This is a genomic window from Sphingomonas sp. ERG5 (assembly GCF_000803065.1).
Lineage (GTDB): Bacteria > Pseudomonadota > Alphaproteobacteria > Sphingomonadales > Sphingomonadaceae > Sphingomonas.
Genome location: NZ_JSXI01000077.1, coordinates 19,044 through 34,186 on the forward strand (window position 1 = coordinate 19,044; position 15,143 = coordinate 34,186).

19 protein-coding genes are annotated in these 15,143 nt (G+C 62.3%); 7 read left to right on the top strand and 12 right to left on the bottom strand.

All coding sequences use genetic code 11. From position 1 onward, the window contains the following. The first annotated feature begins 48 nt into the window (after positions 1-48). Positions 49-1,281, top strand: a complete 1,233-nt coding sequence (locus OO12_RS24810; protein WP_034161380.1) for a polyhydroxyalkanoate depolymerase — start codon at positions 49-51, stop codon at positions 1,279-1,281. Positions 1,282-1,294: 13 nt separating this feature from the next. Further along, complete coding sequence (locus OO12_RS24815) at positions 1,295-1,852, top strand: SMI1/KNR4 family protein (RefSeq protein WP_052216249.1); 558 nt, start codon at positions 1,295-1,297, stop codon at positions 1,850-1,852. A gap of 413 nt (positions 1,853-2,265) precedes the next feature. Here OO12_RS24815 and OO12_RS24820 read toward each other — a convergent pair whose 3' ends face one another. Both OO12_RS24820 and OO12_RS24825 read right to left on the bottom strand, forming a co-directional pair. Then, positions 2,266-2,805: a DUF805 domain-containing protein gene (locus OO12_RS24820; RefSeq protein ID WP_034161381.1), complete on the bottom strand. Its 540-nt coding sequence runs from the start codon at positions 2,803-2,805 to the stop codon at positions 2,266-2,268. A gap of 76 nt (positions 2,806-2,881) precedes the next feature. Next, positions 2,882-3,262, bottom strand: coding sequence for a VOC family protein (locus tag OO12_RS24825; protein ID WP_034161416.1), 381 nt, complete (start codon positions 3,260-3,262; stop codon positions 2,882-2,884). Between the two features lie 79 nt (positions 3,263-3,341). On the opposite strand from OO12_RS24825, the gene soxR reads away from it, so the two are divergent. Further along, the gene (soxR, locus tag OO12_RS24830; protein ID WP_235365008.1) at positions 3,342-3,845 is read left to right on the top strand and encodes a redox-sensitive transcriptional activator SoxR; all 504 of its coding nucleotides are present in this window, start codon (positions 3,342-3,344) and stop codon (positions 3,843-3,845) included. On the opposite strand, the gene OO12_RS24835 is transcribed toward soxR, so the two are convergent. The 7 genes from OO12_RS24835 to OO12_RS28965 all read right to left on the bottom strand — a co-directional run bounded on the left by OO12_RS24835 (position 3,842) and on the right by OO12_RS28965 (position 10,928). Beyond that, the gene (locus tag OO12_RS24835) at positions 3,842-5,020 is read right to left on the bottom strand and encodes an acetyl-CoA C-acyltransferase (protein ID WP_034161382.1); all 1,179 of its coding nucleotides are present in this window, start codon (positions 5,018-5,020) and stop codon (positions 3,842-3,844) included. The genes soxR and OO12_RS24835 overlap by 4 nt on opposite strands. Before the next feature lie 135 nt (positions 5,021-5,155). After that, positions 5,156-5,614 (bottom strand): MaoC family dehydratase, encoded by a 459-nt coding sequence (locus tag OO12_RS24840; RefSeq protein WP_034161383.1) that lies wholly within the window; start codon positions 5,612-5,614, stop codon positions 5,156-5,158. A gap of 373 nt (positions 5,615-5,987) precedes the next feature. Next, a complete protein-coding gene (locus OO12_RS24845) occupies positions 5,988-7,238 on the bottom strand; it encodes a mechanosensitive ion channel family protein (protein ID WP_034161384.1) in 1,251 nt (416 codons plus the stop codon). 10 nt (positions 7,239-7,248) lie between these two features. Beyond that, positions 7,249-8,253 carry a DNA topoisomerase IB gene (locus OO12_RS24850; RefSeq protein ID WP_034161385.1) on the bottom strand — a complete coding sequence of 335 codons (1,005 nt, stop codon included), beginning with the start codon at positions 8,251-8,253 and terminating at the stop codon, positions 7,249-7,251. 44 nt (positions 8,254-8,297) lie between these two features. Further along, the gene (locus OO12_RS24855) at positions 8,298-9,407 is read right to left on the bottom strand and encodes an acyltransferase family protein (protein WP_034161386.1); all 1,110 of its coding nucleotides are present in this window, start codon (positions 9,405-9,407) and stop codon (positions 8,298-8,300) included. Continuing rightward, entirely contained in the window at positions 9,404-10,771 is a 1,368-nt protein-coding gene (locus OO12_RS24860; RefSeq protein WP_034161387.1) for a putative O-glycosylation ligase, exosortase A system-associated, read from the bottom strand. The genes OO12_RS24855 and OO12_RS24860 overlap by 4 nt, the downstream gene beginning before the upstream one ends. Then, the gene (locus tag OO12_RS28965; RefSeq protein WP_200887556.1) at positions 10,764-10,928 is read right to left on the bottom strand and encodes a hypothetical protein; all 165 of its coding nucleotides are present in this window, start codon (positions 10,926-10,928) and stop codon (positions 10,764-10,766) included. The genes OO12_RS24860 and OO12_RS28965 overlap by 8 nt, the downstream gene beginning before the upstream one ends. 126 nt (positions 10,929-11,054) lie before the next feature. On the opposite strand from OO12_RS28965, the gene OO12_RS24865 reads away from it, so the two are divergent. Continuing rightward, complete coding sequence (locus OO12_RS24865; protein WP_034161388.1) at positions 11,055-12,296, top strand: TIGR04063 family PEP-CTERM/XrtA system glycosyltransferase; 1,242 nt, start codon at positions 11,055-11,057, stop codon at positions 12,294-12,296. Further along, positions 12,293-13,306, top strand: coding sequence for a hypothetical protein (locus tag OO12_RS24870; RefSeq protein WP_052216250.1), 1,014 nt, complete (start codon positions 12,293-12,295; stop codon positions 13,304-13,306). Before OO12_RS24865 ends, OO12_RS24870 begins: the two co-directional genes overlap by 4 nt. A 3-nt stretch (positions 13,307-13,309) precedes the next feature. Here the strand turns inward: OO12_RS24870 and OO12_RS24875 are convergent, their stop codons facing one another. Both OO12_RS24875 and OO12_RS24880 read right to left on the bottom strand, forming a co-directional pair. Continuing rightward, a complete protein-coding gene (locus OO12_RS24875) occupies positions 13,310-13,621 on the bottom strand; it encodes a hypothetical protein (RefSeq protein WP_034161389.1) in 312 nt (103 codons plus the stop codon). Then, complete coding sequence (locus OO12_RS24880; protein WP_034161390.1) at positions 13,618-13,797, bottom strand: hypothetical protein; 180 nt, start codon at positions 13,795-13,797, stop codon at positions 13,618-13,620. The genes OO12_RS24875 and OO12_RS24880 overlap by 4 nt, the downstream gene beginning before the upstream one ends. 93 nt (positions 13,798-13,890) lie before the next feature. Between OO12_RS24880 and OO12_RS24885 the strand changes: the two genes are divergently transcribed. After that, positions 13,891-14,523, top strand: a complete 633-nt coding sequence (locus OO12_RS24885; RefSeq protein WP_034161391.1) for a S24 family peptidase — start codon at positions 13,891-13,893, stop codon at positions 14,521-14,523. Between the two features lie 20 nt (positions 14,524-14,543). Here OO12_RS24885 and OO12_RS24890 read toward each other — a convergent pair whose 3' ends face one another. Further along, on the bottom strand, positions 14,544-14,717 hold the full coding sequence (locus OO12_RS24890) for a hypothetical protein (protein WP_235365010.1): 174 nt from the start codon (positions 14,715-14,717) through the stop codon (positions 14,544-14,546). Positions 14,718-14,889: 172 nt separating this feature from the next. On the opposite strand from OO12_RS24890, the gene OO12_RS24895 reads away from it, so the two are divergent. Further along, positions 14,890-15,099, top strand: a complete 210-nt coding sequence (locus tag OO12_RS24895; RefSeq protein WP_034161393.1) for a hypothetical protein — start codon at positions 14,890-14,892, stop codon at positions 15,097-15,099. The last annotated feature ends 44 nt before the right edge of the window (positions 15,100-15,143 follow it).

The window sequence follows — 15,143 nt, forward strand, 5'->3', positions numbered from 1 at the left end:
CTATGCAATTGTATTCAAAGTAACCGTTTTATCCCGATAGGGGCGTCCATGCTCTATAATGCCTATGAAATGCAGCGTTCGATGCTCGCCGGGGCGAGCGCTTTTGCCGATTTCAGCGCCGGGATACTGTCCAATCCGGCCAATCCTTTCGCCTATTTCGGTGGTGGCCCGATCATGGGCTCCGCGCTTGAAGTTTTCGCGCACGCGTCCGCACCGCGCGGCAAGCCCGCCTTCGGGCTCGATCACACCATAATCGACGGGCGCACCGTGCCGGTCATCGAGGAAGTCGTGCTGCGCAAGCCGTTCGGTCAGCTCAAGCGCTTCGTGCGCGAAGGAGTGAGCGGTGGTCCCAAGCTGCTGATCGTCGCGCCGATGTCGGGCCATTACGCCACGTTGCTGCGCGGTACGGTGGAACGGATGCTGCCGGTCGCCGATGTCTATATCACTGACTGGCGCGACGCGAAGCTCGTGCCGCTCGCTGACGGCCGGTTCGATCTCGACGATTATATCGATTATATCGTCGAATTCCTCGACCTGATCGGCACGTCCGGGGACGGCGAGCGCCCGCATATGCTTGCGGTGTGCCAGCCTTCGGTGCCCTGTTACGCCGCCGCCTGCCTGATGAGCGCGGACAAGCATCCCAACCGTCCCAAGACGCTGACCATGATGGGCGGACCGATCGATACGCGCGAAGCGCCGACCGCGGTCAACACGCTGGCCACCGAGCGGCCCTTTGCCTGGTTCGAGCAGAATGTCATCGCCACGATCCCGGCGACCTATGCGGGCGCGGGACGCCGGGTCTATCCCGGTTTCCTGCAGCTTGCCGGTTTCATGACGATGAACCTCGGTAACCACATGATGTCGCATTGGGAGATGTTCAAACATCTCGTCCAGGGCGATGACGAGGGCGCCGACGCGACCAAGGATTTTTACGAGGAGTATCGTTCGGTCTGCGATATGACCGCCGAATTCTACCTCCAGACCATCGATGTCGTGTTCCAGGACCATGCGCTGCCCAAGGGCATCATGACGCACCGCGGCCGCACCGTGGATCCGGCGTCGATCACCGATATCGCGATCCTGGCGATCGAGGGCGAGCGTGACGATATTTCCGGGCTGGGCCAGACCAAGGCCGCGCTGACCATCGCCACCAAGCTTCCGGCGGCGAAGAAGAAATACATGATGGCCGAAGGCGCCGGGCATTATGGCATCTTCAACGGCAGCAAGTGGCGCACCAAGATCGCGCCGGTGCTGGAAGACTGGATGGCGAAGCACGCCTGACGGCACTACGCGAATGGCGATGTTTGCGGGGTATATTGAAGAGCTGCGGCATGTTTATGCCGATCATGACCTTCGCTTTTGCCTTTCCGAGCCAAATACGGAAAGCGTGCTGGCTGGCGCGGAAGCGCGGCTTGGCTTCGCCCTGGATCCTGGCTTGCGTGAAGCATGGAAGATCGCCGACGGCGGCGAGCATGAGGTGCGTGTTTTCCTCAGGCCGGGTTTTCTAACTGGATATGACTTCCTCTCATTGGCCTCGGCCGAAGAGGCCCGAGCCAGGATGGAGCGCAGGTCCGCTCAATATATCGACTATGTCGAAGAGACGGTCCGCGACCACCGTATTCGTGACGGTTGGTTCCACGGCGGATGGGTTCCATTCGCTGCCTTTGGCGGCAGTTCGCTGATGCTGATACAGGACCATTCACCCGCCGAGGCGGGAAAAGTGGGGCAGGTCATCGCCTTCACCCACGATCCCGATGAAATCACCTATGTGGCACCGGATTTCGAGACCTTCCTCCAGCTTTCGTTGGAAGCCGTCCGGGACGATCCGGAGGAATTCCTCGAAATATTCTAGGCTCGAGCGTTGATGCGTTCCATTCACGCCGGGTCGAGATCACTTGCGCGACGCCCTGTCGAGGACCCGTAAGAAGGGCATTTGGCGTGGGAGTTCCATCGCCATGGGGGGACGCGCGACGTTCATAACCTGCGCACGTCTTGCGCTCCGGCAGTGCGCCAAATTCACATAAGCAACTGATATATAATAATTTATACTGGATTCTCGCCGAAGGCGTGGCGCGAGATATGTTACATTCAGGTGTAACATATCTCCGCCGTGCGTTCCTTCAGCCCCAACGTCGTCGGTGATTCAACTGACGCGCCGGATCGGGCATGACATGCCTTGTCGGCCTGATACCGGCTCGCTCTTTCTCAGTGTCGAAAACAGGCTGTGGCGTAACACCAGCGCAATGCCTTCACGCTTGCCGGTCCTCAGATTCTTGCGGTCGATGCAATTGCCTCGTCGGGCATCTCCAGGCGGGGGTCCGAGCCGAAACGATTGTCGCCAGGCGTTTCGGGCAGAAAATTCAGCACCAGCGTGGCGAGTAGGGAGACAATGCCGACGGCCCATAATGTCGTGGTCAGGGGTGTCCAAATGATCATGCGTGACCAGGGGCCGAAATGAACCGTTGCGGAACTGATCGGGCCATCGCCGGCAGGCAGCATGACAAGAGTCAATATACTCAGCGCGGCAATGACATATGTCATCGACCACCAGCCCGACCGGTTCTGATCGTGGAGTCGGCGGACAAATTGCGGGAGCGATGGCCAAGCCCAGATCATCGACCAAATGATGCCAGCCACCGCCAGCGGGCCAAATGGCGGCGAGTCGCGTTCCGTGATGTTCAGAACGCTGGCCAGCATCGACAACAGACTGAACGCCACAACCTCAGTCCGGGTCGAGCGCCCGCTGAATTCGAACGCACGGGTGAACGTCCGAAAGGCCAGCTGAAACGAGAGAGTGTTGCTCATGACCGCAAGTCTGTACGCGCTCGACCCGCCGGTCAATTCTCCCGGCTCCGTTCGCTGGAGCCGAATACGGTCGAATTCAGGCGTAACTCACCACTTCGAACTCGATCCCGTCGGGGTCGAGAAAATAGAAGCGCCGTCCCGGTTCGTAATCGCCATGCGAGAAGGGCCTGAGTCCCAGTGCGATCACCCGTTTCTCGACCTCGTCCAGATCGTCGACCAGCACGCCGATATGATTGAGCGGCGCGCCCTTGGGATAACGCGCGGTGAGATGCTGACCGCGTGGGCCGGTATAGAAAGCGATATAGTCGGTTTCACCGCCGGCATGGATGGTGAAACCGCCGTCGCGCGCCGGGCCACGCCAGCGTTCCTCCCAGCCAAACAGCATCTCGACCATCAGCGCCGACCGCTCGGGGTCGCTGACGGTTACATTGGCATGTTCGAGTTTGGCCTGCGTCACGGCGGTCTCCTTGATTACCGATTCGAGTTGACGCACGGCTTCTGCAACCTCAACCTAAGTTGAGGTCAAGAGGTTTTGAATGATGACGGGCTTGAAGGCGAGCGACGTGATTTCGATCGGCGATCTTGCGGCGCGGGTCGGCGTCTCGGTGTCGGCGATCCGCTTCTACGAGGCGAGGGGCTTGCTCAGCCCGTTCCGCAATGCCGGCGGGCAGCGGCGCTTCCTGCGTTCGGATATCCGCCGATTGTCGTTCATTCTGATCGCGCAACAGCTTGGCTTGTCGATCGAGGCGATCGGTGGGGAACTGGCCAAGCTGCCCGGCGAACGTACGCCCAACGCGACGGACTGGCGGCGGATGAGCGGGGGGATGCGCAAACTGCTCGACGATCGCATCGCCGCGTTGACGCGGACTCGCGATCTGCTCGACGTGTGTATCGGCTGTGGCTGCCTGTCGCTGCGCAAATGCGCGCTGTACAATCCGCAGGATCGCGCGGCAGCCAAGGGCCCGGGTCCGCGCTATGTCATGGGCGATGAAGCGATTGAGGCGGATCGGGTCGAACCCGATCCGCCTCTCGTCTGTTAAAGGACTTCGAACAGGCCGGCTGCGCCCTGGCCGCCGCCGATGCACATCGTCACGACGACATATTTCGCGCCGCGACGCTTGCCTTCGATCAGCGCATGGCCGGTCGCGCGCGCGCCGGTCATGCCATATGGATGGCCGATCGAGATCGCGCCGCCGCTGACGTTGAGCAGTTCGTCCGGAATGCCGAGCTTGTCGCGGCAATACAGCACTTGCACCGCGAACGCCTCGTTCAATTCCCACAGGCCGATATCGTCCATTTTCAGGCCGAAACGCTGCAGCAGCTTGGGGATCGCGACGACCGGGCCGATGCCCATTTCATCGGGCTCGGTACCACCGACCGCCATGCCGACATAACGGCCAAGCGGAGTCAGACCGCGCTTTGACGCAAGCGCTTCTTCCATCAGCACGCTGGCCGAGGAGCCGTCGGACAGCTGGCTGGCATTCCCGGCGGTGACGTTCATGCCTGGACCCATCACCGGCTGCAGCGCCTTCAGGCCTTCCAGCGTGGTCTCGGGCCGGTTGCCCTCGTCCTTGGCGAGCGTCACTTCCTTGTAGGTGACCTCCTTGGTCTCCTTGTTGACGATCGCCATGTTCGCGGTGACCGGCACGATTTCCTTGTCGTAATAACCGGCCGCCTGAGCGGCGGCGGTACGCATCTGCGACTGAAAGGCATATTCGTCGCACGCATCGCGGCTGATGCCATAGCGCTTGGCGACGACTTCGGCCGTGCCGAGCATCGGCATGTACACGTCCTTGTGCAGCGCGATCAGTTCGGGATCAGCCGCGACGCGCATCTGCGGGGTCTGGACGAGCGAAATGCTTTCCACGCCGCCGCCGATGGTGATGTCCATATTGTCGGTGATGATCTGCTTCGCGGCGGTCGCGATCGCCATCAGGCCGGAGGCGCACTGACGGTCGACCGACATGCCGGCAACCGAGACGGGCAGGCCGGCGCGCAGCAGTGAGGTGCGCGCGATATTGCCCGCCTGATGGCCCTGCTGCAACGCGCAGCCGAACACCACGTCATCGACTTCGGCACCGTCGATCCCGGCACGTTCGACCGCCGCCTTGATCGAATGGCTGGCCAGCGTCGGCGCAGGCGTGTTGTTGAACGCGCCGCGATAGGCGCGGCCGATGGCGGTACGGGCGGTGGAAACGATGACGGCGGAACGCATGGGTATTGATCCTTCTTGCTTCTTCCTCCCCGCCCGCTCGCTTGCGGGAAGGGGTGGGCCTGTGCCCTTGGTTGGATGGGGGAAGGCGGACAGGCTCTCCCCCTATCCCTCCCGCCAGCGGGAGGGGGATTCAGGTCAAACGAAAATCTGGCTGATCCATTCCGCGATCATCGCTGGCTTGTCCTCGCCTTCGATCTCGACGGAGAATTCATTGGTCTGCTGCCACTGGCCGGGACGCTTCTCGGCGAATTCGACCAGCTTGAAACGGCCGCGCACGCGCTTGCCGGAGCGGACCGGCGTGAGGAAGCGGACTTTGTTGCCACCATAATTGACGCCCATCTTCACGCCCTCGATCGACACCGGGTCGATGATCTTCGAAGACAGCAGTGGCATCAGCGACAGGGTCAGGAACCCGTGCGCAATGGTCCCGCCGAACGGCGTCATCTTGGCCATTTCGGGGTTCACATGGATGAACTGGTGATCGCCGGTCGCATCGGCGAACTTGTCGATCATCTCCTGGCTCACCTCGACCCAGTCGGAAACGGATTCAGTGCCGATCCGGCCCGCCATTTCCTGCACGCTGATCGTCGTCATCGCATTTCCCTTCGCGCCCGTTCGCAGATGCGGGTCAGATAGGCGTCGAGTGGTGCGCTCGGCAAGTGGCTGGTGACCGGAAACGTGCCAGAAACGTGAATACCGCTTCTGCCGTAGCGTCGAAGTCACGCAAATGTGCGATCTTTTATTGGTTCGACAGCGAACCGGACATTCTAATTTTTGTCGCCGGCATCCGAATCGGGTTTCTTGGCAACCAACTCCCACAGTCCTAGCTCGCGCCGAAATACACATCGACACTGTGAATCTGGCCGTCGCGCACAGTCAGATATTCGGTGTTCCGGAACCATACGGCGCCGGTCCCGGAACGCTTCATATTGCGCGCACCATCTCTCGCGGCTGCCATGCCCGTTCGTCAGGAATGTCCGTCCTGATCCACGGCCGACCGATCCGGCGACGGCTCGGGTGGGCCCTTCGGCTGGGCCGGTGTTGCCTTCACTCTCGGCTCGGCGGGTTCTTCCTCACCGGGATAGGGGTAGATCATCCCGCCCTGTGGTGCGGCGGTGAATGCGGTCTGTGTCGGGTAGGCGAATTCGATATTCTCGTTGTTGAAGCGGCGGATGATCGCCAGTCCCACCGCATTGCGCGCGTTGAAGAAATCCTCATAGGCGGCGGTTTCGGAATCGAATTCCAGATCGAAATCATAGCTGCTGGCATTGAAGTTCAGGAAACCGGCGCGGACGAATTTATAGCCGCAGCTCTCGACCACTTCCTTCAGCATGTCGGGCAAGCGATCCATCACGTCGATCGGCGTCCATTGCACCAGGTTGAGGGTGAATTTGACCCGCCGATAGTCGCGCTGCGAGTTGTTGAGGATTTCCTTGTCGAGCAAATTCTTGTTGGCAATGATCCGCTCTTCGCCGGTCGCCGCGCGAATTCGCGTCGATTTCAGCCCGATCGCCTCGACCGTACCCGATGACTGATCATAGGAGATCGCATCGCCGCGCCGGAATGGGCGGTCGAAGATGATTGCCAGCGCCGCGAACAGATCGGCGAAAATGCCCTGCGCGGCGAGGCCGATGGCGATGCCGCCGACACCGAGGCCGGCAACCAGGCCGGTGACATTGACCCCGAGATTGTCGAGCACCACGATCAGCGCGATCGCGAACAGCGCGAACGTCACCAGCAAGCGGATGATGCCCATCGCGCTGCCCAGCGCCTCGCCCGAATAATTCTCCGATTGCGTGCGATGCTCGATCGTGCCGAGGATGATTTCGCGCGCCCAGATCGCCGCCTGGAATACCGATGCCAAAGTGAAGAGGAAGTTGATCGTGGTCGTGATCTCGGCCGGCGCATTGGCGTAGCCGGCGACCAGTTTCGCGGCGACCATGACGATGAAGAAATTGCCGGTCTTGACGATCGCGCGGCCGAATACCTTGCCCCATCCTGCCGTGCCCTGGCTGCGCTCGCACAATTTCTTGCCGAGATTGCGCGCGAAATGCAGCGCCAGCACGATCGCCGTCGCGACGGCGATGGCGATGATGATCTGCAGCCAGTGGATCTGCACCCACCCCACGCTCGCATTGATAAAATTCTGCGCCTGCTGATCGAGATTTGCCGGATCGATCTTGCTCAGCGGCGCCACGGTGCTGTTGTTCGTCGTCATGCTGGGAAACCTAGGCGGCCTTGGCGCTGGGGCCAAGGCTTCCGGATTCGAGGAAATCGATCAGGCCGCGTTCGGCGCGCGACAGATGGTGCGAACGGCGGGGCAGGGTGCAGCCGTCACGAAACACCGTTTGCCCGTCCTTGACCAAGGCGATCAAGGCAGGGTGGACATAGGATTTGCGCGCGATGGCGGGCGTGTTGCCCAATGCCTCGACCACGGGTTCGAGCATTGTCTTCAGGCTGATGTCATGATCGGCACAAGCCAGCGCCTCGAACGCCAACACGCTCGCGCTCCAGGTACGGAAATGCTTGGCGGTATAGTCGTCGCCCATTGCATCGCGGATATAGTCGTTGACGTCGGAGGAGGTCACCGGATGCGCTTCGCCTTCGGTGTCGAGCCAACGGAACAGATGCTGGCCGGGCAGATCCTGGCATTTCCTGACGAAGCGGCTGAGCGATCCGTCGGTGATCGTCAGCACCCGCAACTTGCCCGATTTCGCCTTGTACTGCAGCTTGAGCGTCTGGCCGCGCAGCCTAGCATGGCGTTTGCGCAGCGTGGTTGCGCCAAAACTCTTGTTCGCCTTCACATAGCCTTCGTTGCCGATGCGGACATGGCCGAGATCGAGCAGCCGCACGATCGCCGCGATGGCGGTGTCCTTGCCGATGCCGCGGCGTTTCAGATCGGCTTCGACCCGGGCACGCAGCTTGGGCAGGGCGCGGCCGAACGGCGCGCACAGCTCATATTTGGCGGATTCCTGCGCTTCGCGGAATTCGGGATGATAGCGATATTGCTTGCGGCCTTTTTCGTCCCAGCCGACCGCCTGGATATGGCCATTGGGTGTGGGGCAATACCAGGCATCGCGATACGCGGGCGGCAGGCCAACCGCGTTGAGCCGCTCGATCTCGTCGCGATCGGTGATGCGATCGCCACCGGTATCGAAATATGCCCAGCCATGACGCATTTTCTTGCGCGTGAGGCCGGGCTCGCTGTCATCGCAATAGGTGATCCTGGACATGGCGAAGGGAATGCGCGGGGCGGCGCGTAGGTTCCCGCCCAGGCTCAGGGAAGCGAGTGCCCGGCCTTTTCGCTATTGACCTTGGCATAGGATCGGGCCGGGAGTTTCAATCCGTTCACCCATCGTTGAGCGGGCCGTTCGACCAGATGATACAGCGCCACCGAGCTCGCCAGCACCAGCAGCAGGAATAGGCCGATCAACACCGGGGGCACCGAGTGCGGATCGTTCACCAGCGCGAGCTTGAACACAACGAACAGCAGGAAATGACCGAGATAAGTCGCGTAGCTGATCTCACCGAGATAATGTAGCGCGCCGTTGTCGAGCGGGTTGCGCTTCATGCCTGAGGTCAGCGCGAGCGCCAGAAGCAAAGCGGCGAATAATGCGGGTACCGCAAGCGTCTCGGGGGTGCCGCTCCGCCACAATGCCGCAAGGAACAGGGCCAGCAACGCCGCACCGACCGCGGGCATCACGGGCCGCGCCTTCCAGCGCACCCAAAGCGCGCAGACCGCAGTGCCGGCGACGAACTCGATCACGCAACGGACCAGCCCGAAGCGGCTGATATCGGTCCCGAGCGTCGGCGCCCCACCGCGCGCCATCACCGCATGGAGCAGCACGACCAGCGACCCGATCGTCGCCAATACCGCCCAGCTCGGTACGCGCCGCCAGTCAATCGCCAGCGTGAGGAACGGGAAGAGTAGATAGGCGCCCAGTTCCGCACTGATCGACCAGCTCGGGTCGTTCCAGTTGAGCTGACCGGTAAAGCCCCAATTCTGCAGCAGCATGATATGCAGCGGCAGTTCGCGGAATGGGTAATTGGCCTCGTCCTGCCGCCCGGTTGCAGCGAACAGCAAGGCCAGCCCCACGGCGCACCCGAGCATGAACAGATGCAGCGGCCAGATTCGCGCGATGCGCTTGTGCAGGAAACCGGGCACGGCGGCGAAACCTCGGTCGCGCAGTTTCTCGCTCCAGCTCAACCAGATCACGAAACCCGACAGCAGGAAGAAGAAGTCGACCGCGAGATAGCCCTTGGCGAAGAATGCCACCCAATCCTGTGGCAGCCCCGCGATCGACAGACGGATATGGTAGAGCACCACGAACCACGCGGCGATGCCGCGCACGCTGGTCAGCGCGCGAAGTTCGGGCCTGGCGTTCACGACAGGATCGGCTCGAGTGCGGGTGGGCGGGATTTCCGGATCGGGCGCCAGGACGCCTCGCGCCGCTTGCGCGCGAGATAGGTGTCGAGCCCGATCTGCGCCCCGATCAGCATGTAGACGAAGGGCTGGAAAGCGATGGCGATAAAGGCCGCGCCGAGCAGATAGACGATATGCCCGCTTTGCAGCGCGCTGGCCAGGGGCGCGATCCATTCTTCGCCGGGCAGCGGCTTGCGGTAGCGCCGGCGCAACACCTCCATCCGCATGATGCCGGTCAGGTTGATGATCAGCCACAGCAGCAGCCCGGGATAGCCTTGCTCGCCGAGCATCTCGAAATAGGCGCTGTGGAATGCGCGCGCCTGATCGACCGTCAGCTTGCGCTCCACCGTCTGCTGGCCGGCGACCTTTTCGACCTTCTCGGTGTCATAGCGGATCTGGTTCTGGCGATACATTTCGAAACCGCCGCCGAACGGATGGTCCTTGGCGTAGTCCATGGTCCATTTCCACACTGCGAGCCGGGTCGAAGCGGACTCATCCGCCTTGTAGGTCTTGATGGTGCTCATTCGGTCCGTGAAGGTGCTCGGCAGGAACGGGACGGCAGCGACCGCCATCAGCGCCAGCGCGCCGACATACAGGCCCTTGCGTTTCGTATCGCGGATCATCAGCACCGCGAGCAGCCCGATGCACAACAGGCCGGTACGGGTCGAGGTGCCGACCGGGATCAGTAGACAGGCGAAAATCAGCGCGTAACAGAAACCCTTCACCATCCAGCCGGGTTTGAAGATCGTGCCATGCCGCGTGAACCACAGGATCACCGGGATGATGGCGATCGCCACCGCGGAAATCGTGCTGCCCTCATAAAGACCCGAATTGTTGGTCACCATCAGGTTGAGTTCGCCATAGCCGCCGCCGCCCGACGCGATCGTCTTGATCCCGCCGACGATGATGATCGACGATGCGGACAGGATCATGATCAGCAGCAGCGATTCGATGCGCAGCTTGGTACGCAGCGTCAGCGGCAGGAATGCGGCGAAGGCAAGCGCCTTCCATACCCAGTCCCATTTATCGAGCGCCTCGATCGGGAAGTCGGCGGCGCGCGTCGTCTGAGAACAATAGAGCAGCAGCAGGACGATCAGGAACTGACGTGGCGCGATGCGCGTATCGCGCTTGTCATCGACCACAGCCCAGGCCGCCACCGCCAATCCTGCGGCAATCAGCGAGATCGGCACCGAATTGAGCATGATATAGGTCAGCCGCTGCGGGCTGACGATATCGATATAGACATAGACCAGCACGAACAGGAACGGCTTGCGAAAGCCGAGCGCGAAGAAGGAACCGAGAAAGGCAACGAAGACGAGATCACGCACCGGGCTTTCCCCCGATGGCCGATTTCCTGTCTTGCTTCGGTGCTTCCGCAGTATCGCCTGGTGCTGTTTCGCGGTCGAGATCGGGACGGCGTAGCAACAGCCACGCGGCAAGCAGCATCAGGCCATGGCTGATCGCGAGCGCGAGATTGTCGATCATGCCGCCTTATCCGTCCCTTCCTTCCGTTCGTGCCTCGACAAGTGCAGAGCGAACGGACGTTGAATAGCGCTGTACCGGCCCCGGGTTGACGCCCCGTTAAACACTGATGTGGCAGGGATACTGGCCATGCGCATCCTCCACGCCCTTGACCACGGCCTGCCGCTGCAGAGCGGCTATACCTTCCGCACTCGGGCCATCCTGAAAGCGCAGATGCGCCGTGGATGGCATGTCGCTGCCATCACCGGCCCGCGGCACGGCGCGAGCGAAGCCGACTTCGAACGAGTCGACGGGATCGATTTCTACCGCACGCCGGCGGTCAAGGGCTGGCCGAGCCCCTTTGGCGAACTGCGCGAGATCCAGACCTTCGCCAGGCGAATCGCGGCGGCGATCGATGAATTTCAGCCCGATATCGTTCATGCCCATTCGCCGGTGCTGGATGCGCTCGCCGCGCTACGCGCCGCGCGCAGGCGGAACGTGCCCTTGGTCTATGAAATCCGCGCCTTCTGGGAAGACGCGGCAGTCGGCAACGGTACCGGTCGTCAGGGCTCGCTGCGCTATCGCGCGACGCGCGCGCTCGAAACCTGGGCCGTGGGCAAGGCCGATGCCGTCGCGGTGATCTGTGACGGATTGCGTCAGGATCTCGTAGCGCGTGGCGTCGATCCGGCGAAAATCATGGTGTCGCCCAATGGTGTCGATCTGACCGTGTTCGGCGCGCCGCTCAACTATGACGCGCCGCTCGCGCTGTCGCTTGGCCTCAATGGTGCCGAGGTGATCGGCTTTATCGGGAGCTTTTACGATTATGAAGGGCTCGACGACCTGATCGCGGCAATGCCGATGCTGGTCGCGTCGCGCCCCAACGTGCATCTCTTGCTGGTCGGCGGCGGTCCGATGGAGGAGGCGTTGCGTGCTCAGGCTGCGGCATCGCCGGTCGCGAAGCAGATCACGTTTATCGGTCGCGTGCCGCATACCGAGGTCGACCGCTATTACAGCATGATCGACATATTGGCTTATCCGCGCAAGCGCATGCGCCTGACCGACCTGGTCACGCCGCTGAAACCGCTTGAGGCGATGGCGCAGCGCCGCCTGGTCGCGGCATCCGATGTCGGAGGCCATCGCGAACTGATTCGCGATGGGGAGACCGGCACGCTGTTCCCGCCCGACGATCCCGCCGCGATGGCGCAAGCGCTGGCCGGCTTGCTGGCCGACCGCAATCTCTGGGAAGAACGGCGCGACAAGGGCCGCGCTTTCGTCGAAGCGGAGCGTAACTGGGAAATGAATGTTGCTCGTTACGGTCCCGTTTACCAAAAACTTACCGACGCTGGTGCATCACTCGACTCATGGTCGCGAACTCCCGCCGTAAACGCTTGAATCTGCCGCTCGCGCCGGTTGTCGCCGGTGCATTGGCGACGCTTGCCGCGCTGGTCTTCGCGTTGCTCCCGACTCTCACCCTCGAAGGGCTTGTCCTGGACAGCGGCATCGCCGCGCTGGTGCCGGCCGCCGCGCCACCGCTCGGCGTCACCGCCCGTGCCGCGCTGATCCTCATCGTCGGGGGCGGGATCGGCCTGGTTTCCTGGTTCGCCCTGTTCCTGACGGTTGGGGCACGGACCATTTCCTATTCCGGTAAAGCAGCCAGTCCCGACGCGCCGGTGCTCCGTCGTGCGGATGCGCATCCCGATGCGCCCGCGCGCCGCCCGGTCTATGCCAATCAGGATCTCGGCACGCCTTTCCTCGAAGTGCGCGCGCGTCCTGTACATGCCGTGGCCGATGAGGCTGACGCCGGTGAGGCTGACATGGCTGAACCGGAAGCGTTCGAGCCCGAGATTGAAGAGGCGGTGTTCGAACCGGCTCCTATGTCGCTGAATTTCGCGCCGCTCCAAAAGCTTCCCCCGGTCCTGACGCCTCCAGCGCCCGAGCGCGCCCAAATCCTTGAGCAGCCTCCGGTTCTGGAGCAGCCTCCTGTCGAACAGGATATTCCTGTCGATCTCGACATGCCACTGGCGGCCTATGATCCCGAGGCAATCCCCGATGAGCCGATCGACTGGTTCCCGGCACCGGCGCAGTTCGTCTCGCGGCCGCGTCCGCCGGTATTCGATGCCAGCGAGCGTTTCGAAACATTCGAACTGACGCCATTGACGCGCCCGGTTCCGGAACCCGTTATGCCGACGCCGGTACTGACTCCCGAGCCGGCGGCACAAAGCCCGCGCCGCGCCTCTGACTATGATTCGTCGGCGAGTATCCACGCGTTGCTCGACCGGCTGGAAAAAGGCGTCACAAGGCGCGAAGCCGTCGCGCCTCCCGCACCGCCACCGCCACCGCATCGTGAGGAATCGCTGCAGGACGCGCTTGTCTCACTTCGCCGGATGGCGATGCGCGGCTGACTGTCATTCCTCGATCGTCAGCGCTTCGAGCTCGATCGTCACGGTATTTTCCGATCGCCGCAGCGAATTGACCGCCATGCTGGCGAGCAAATGACCTCGCACGTCGATATCGGCCTCGGGCAGGGCGGCAAGCCATTCGTCAAGCGCGGACGATGCGGATGCCGTCAGGCTTACCAGGTGCCGCGCTCCGGAAAAGGTCGCGCTGGCCCATGGCGTCCAGGTCGCTGTGGAGATCGCCGCCGGGCAGCCTGCTTCCTGGGATTCACGCTCGATCGCGCGCGTCAGCAATGTGCTGGCATCGGTATCGCGGCTCATCGTGATGCCCCATTGCGGATAAACGCCTCGATCCGTGCAGCGGTGCGTACCCCCGGTTCGCGTCCATTGCGCAAGTCGCGCACCAGCCGAGGATCATTCAGCGCCAGGCGACCGAACCGGGTCTCCGGCATGTTGCTCGCACGCAAATAAATTTCGACCTTCCGCAGAACCGACATCCTCAAACATCCTCACTGAGTCGCATTGATGTTCATGTTCTGTTCTGGAATTTCCAACTTGTCTAGGAAAAATCCTATGCTATTGCATCCCCTATGGATGCGATCGATCCGCGTGCGGCTCTCGACGCTCTCGTGGCGGACAGCGGCGAGAGCTATGCCGCGCTGTCGCGCATGCTCCGCCGTAACGATGCGTATCTTCAGCAATATGTGAAGCGCGGCACGCCGCGTGTTCTGGCCGAGCGCGACCGCAAGCTGCTGGCGGCGTATTTCAACGTTGATGAGGCCGTGCTGGGGGGGGCGTCGTCATCGCCGAACCCGGCAATGATCTCGGTGCGCCGGCTCGATGTCGCTGCGTCAGCCGGGCCGGGCGGGCTGGTCGAGGATGACAAGGCGATCGGCGATGCGCGGTTCGACCGTAATCTTCTCGACATGCTCGGCATTCGCACCGGCAAGCTGGCGATGATTCGCGCCGAAGGTGATTCGATGAATCCCCTGATCGAGGACGGCGACCAGATGCTGGTCGATGAAGGGGACCGGCGGACGGGTCCCCGGGGCGCCATTTACGTGATCCGGCTCGACCAGGCGTTGATGGTCAAGCGCGTGTCGCGAAATGGGGATCGCATGACGATTGCGAGCGACAATCCCGCTTTCCCGGTGATGCCGGAGCATGGCGTGAGTGACGTCGATATTATCGGGCGGGTCGTGTGGTTGTCGCGTAGCCTGTAATAGGCGGTTCGGTCGCGGGACTATCGCCCCCGGTCGAGCAGCCAGATCAGGATGGCAATGACGATGCCGCCGCCACTGCCGATCAGGAAGCCTGCGGTTGGCTGTTCGAGAAACAACCCGATAATTGCGCCGAGTATCGCGCCGATTGCGATCAGGAAGCCGCCGGCGGCGGGAGAGCGGGATGTATTGGCCATGGCGCGCTCTGCCATGTCCCGCGACAGGACGCCAGCGTCCCGCGACGGGATGCATGGCCCATCCCAGGGCAGCGTGCTGCAACTCGTTTACCAATGTCGCCCGCGCATTTGCTGGCTCGCACGGTTCTGGCACGCGGATTGTAAGCCTCGCGCACGACCGCGGGGGAAATTCATGTCGTATATGCCGTATCTTGCCAGCCATGACGTTGCGGACGCCACCGACCTGATCGCGCGCTTTGGCGATGATGCGGGTTTCGAAGCGGCGGCGCGGGCGGACAAGAGCCGGGATGTCGGCAATCAGCTGCATTTCTGCCGTTGGCGCCAGATCGAACGGCTCATCCTGTTGCTTTCGATCGACCGCGCCGTGGGCACAGTTCACTAATCTCCTGCTCAAGCCCCCTGTCGCTCGCGGAATTGTCCGTCTAG

Bases quoted from the DNA above. Each gene is read 5' to 3' on its own strand.
- OO12_RS24810 (WP_034161380.1), top strand. From the start codon at position 49: ATGCTCTATAATGCCTATGAAATGCAGCGTTCGATGCTCGCCGGGGCG.
- OO12_RS24815 (WP_052216249.1), top strand. From the start codon at position 1,295: ATGGCGATGTTTGCGGGGTATATTGAAGAGCTGCGGCATGTTTATGCC.
- OO12_RS24820 (WP_034161381.1), bottom strand. From the start codon at position 2,805: ATGAGCAACACTCTCTCGTTTCAGCTGGCCTTTCGGACGTTCACCCGT.
- soxR (WP_235365008.1), top strand. From the start codon at position 3,342: ATGATGACGGGCTTGAAGGCGAGCGACGTGATTTCGATCGGCGATCTT.
- OO12_RS24835 (WP_034161382.1), bottom strand. From the start codon at position 5,020: ATGCGTTCCGCCGTCATCGTTTCCACCGCCCGTACCGCCATCGGCCGC.
- OO12_RS24840 (WP_034161383.1), bottom strand. From the start codon at position 5,614: ATGACGACGATCAGCGTGCAGGAAATGGCGGGCCGGATCGGCACTGAA.
- OO12_RS24845 (WP_034161384.1), bottom strand. From the start codon at position 7,238: ATGACGACGAACAACAGCACCGTGGCGCCGCTGAGCAAGATCGATCCG.
- OO12_RS24850 (WP_034161385.1), bottom strand. From the start codon at position 8,253: ATGTCCAGGATCACCTATTGCGATGACAGCGAGCCCGGCCTCACGCGC.
- OO12_RS28965 (WP_200887556.1), bottom strand. From the start codon at position 10,928: ATGATCGACAATCTCGCGCTCGCGATCAGCCATGGCCTGATGCTGCTT.
- OO12_RS24865 (WP_034161388.1), top strand. From the start codon at position 11,055: ATGCGCATCCTCCACGCCCTTGACCACGGCCTGCCGCTGCAGAGCGGC.
- OO12_RS24875 (WP_034161389.1), bottom strand. From the start codon at position 13,621: ATGAGCCGCGATACCGATGCCAGCACATTGCTGACGCGCGCGATCGAG.
- OO12_RS24880 (WP_034161390.1), bottom strand. From the start codon at position 13,797: ATGTCGGTTCTGCGGAAGGTCGAAATTTATTTGCGTGCGAGCAACATG.
- OO12_RS24885 (WP_034161391.1), top strand. From the start codon at position 13,891: ATGGATGCGATCGATCCGCGTGCGGCTCTCGACGCTCTCGTGGCGGAC.
- OO12_RS24890 (WP_235365010.1), bottom strand. From the start codon at position 14,717: ATGGCCAATACATCCCGCTCTCCCGCCGCCGGCGGCTTCCTGATCGCA.
- OO12_RS24895 (WP_034161393.1), top strand. From the start codon at position 14,890: ATGTCGTATATGCCGTATCTTGCCAGCCATGACGTTGCGGACGCCACC.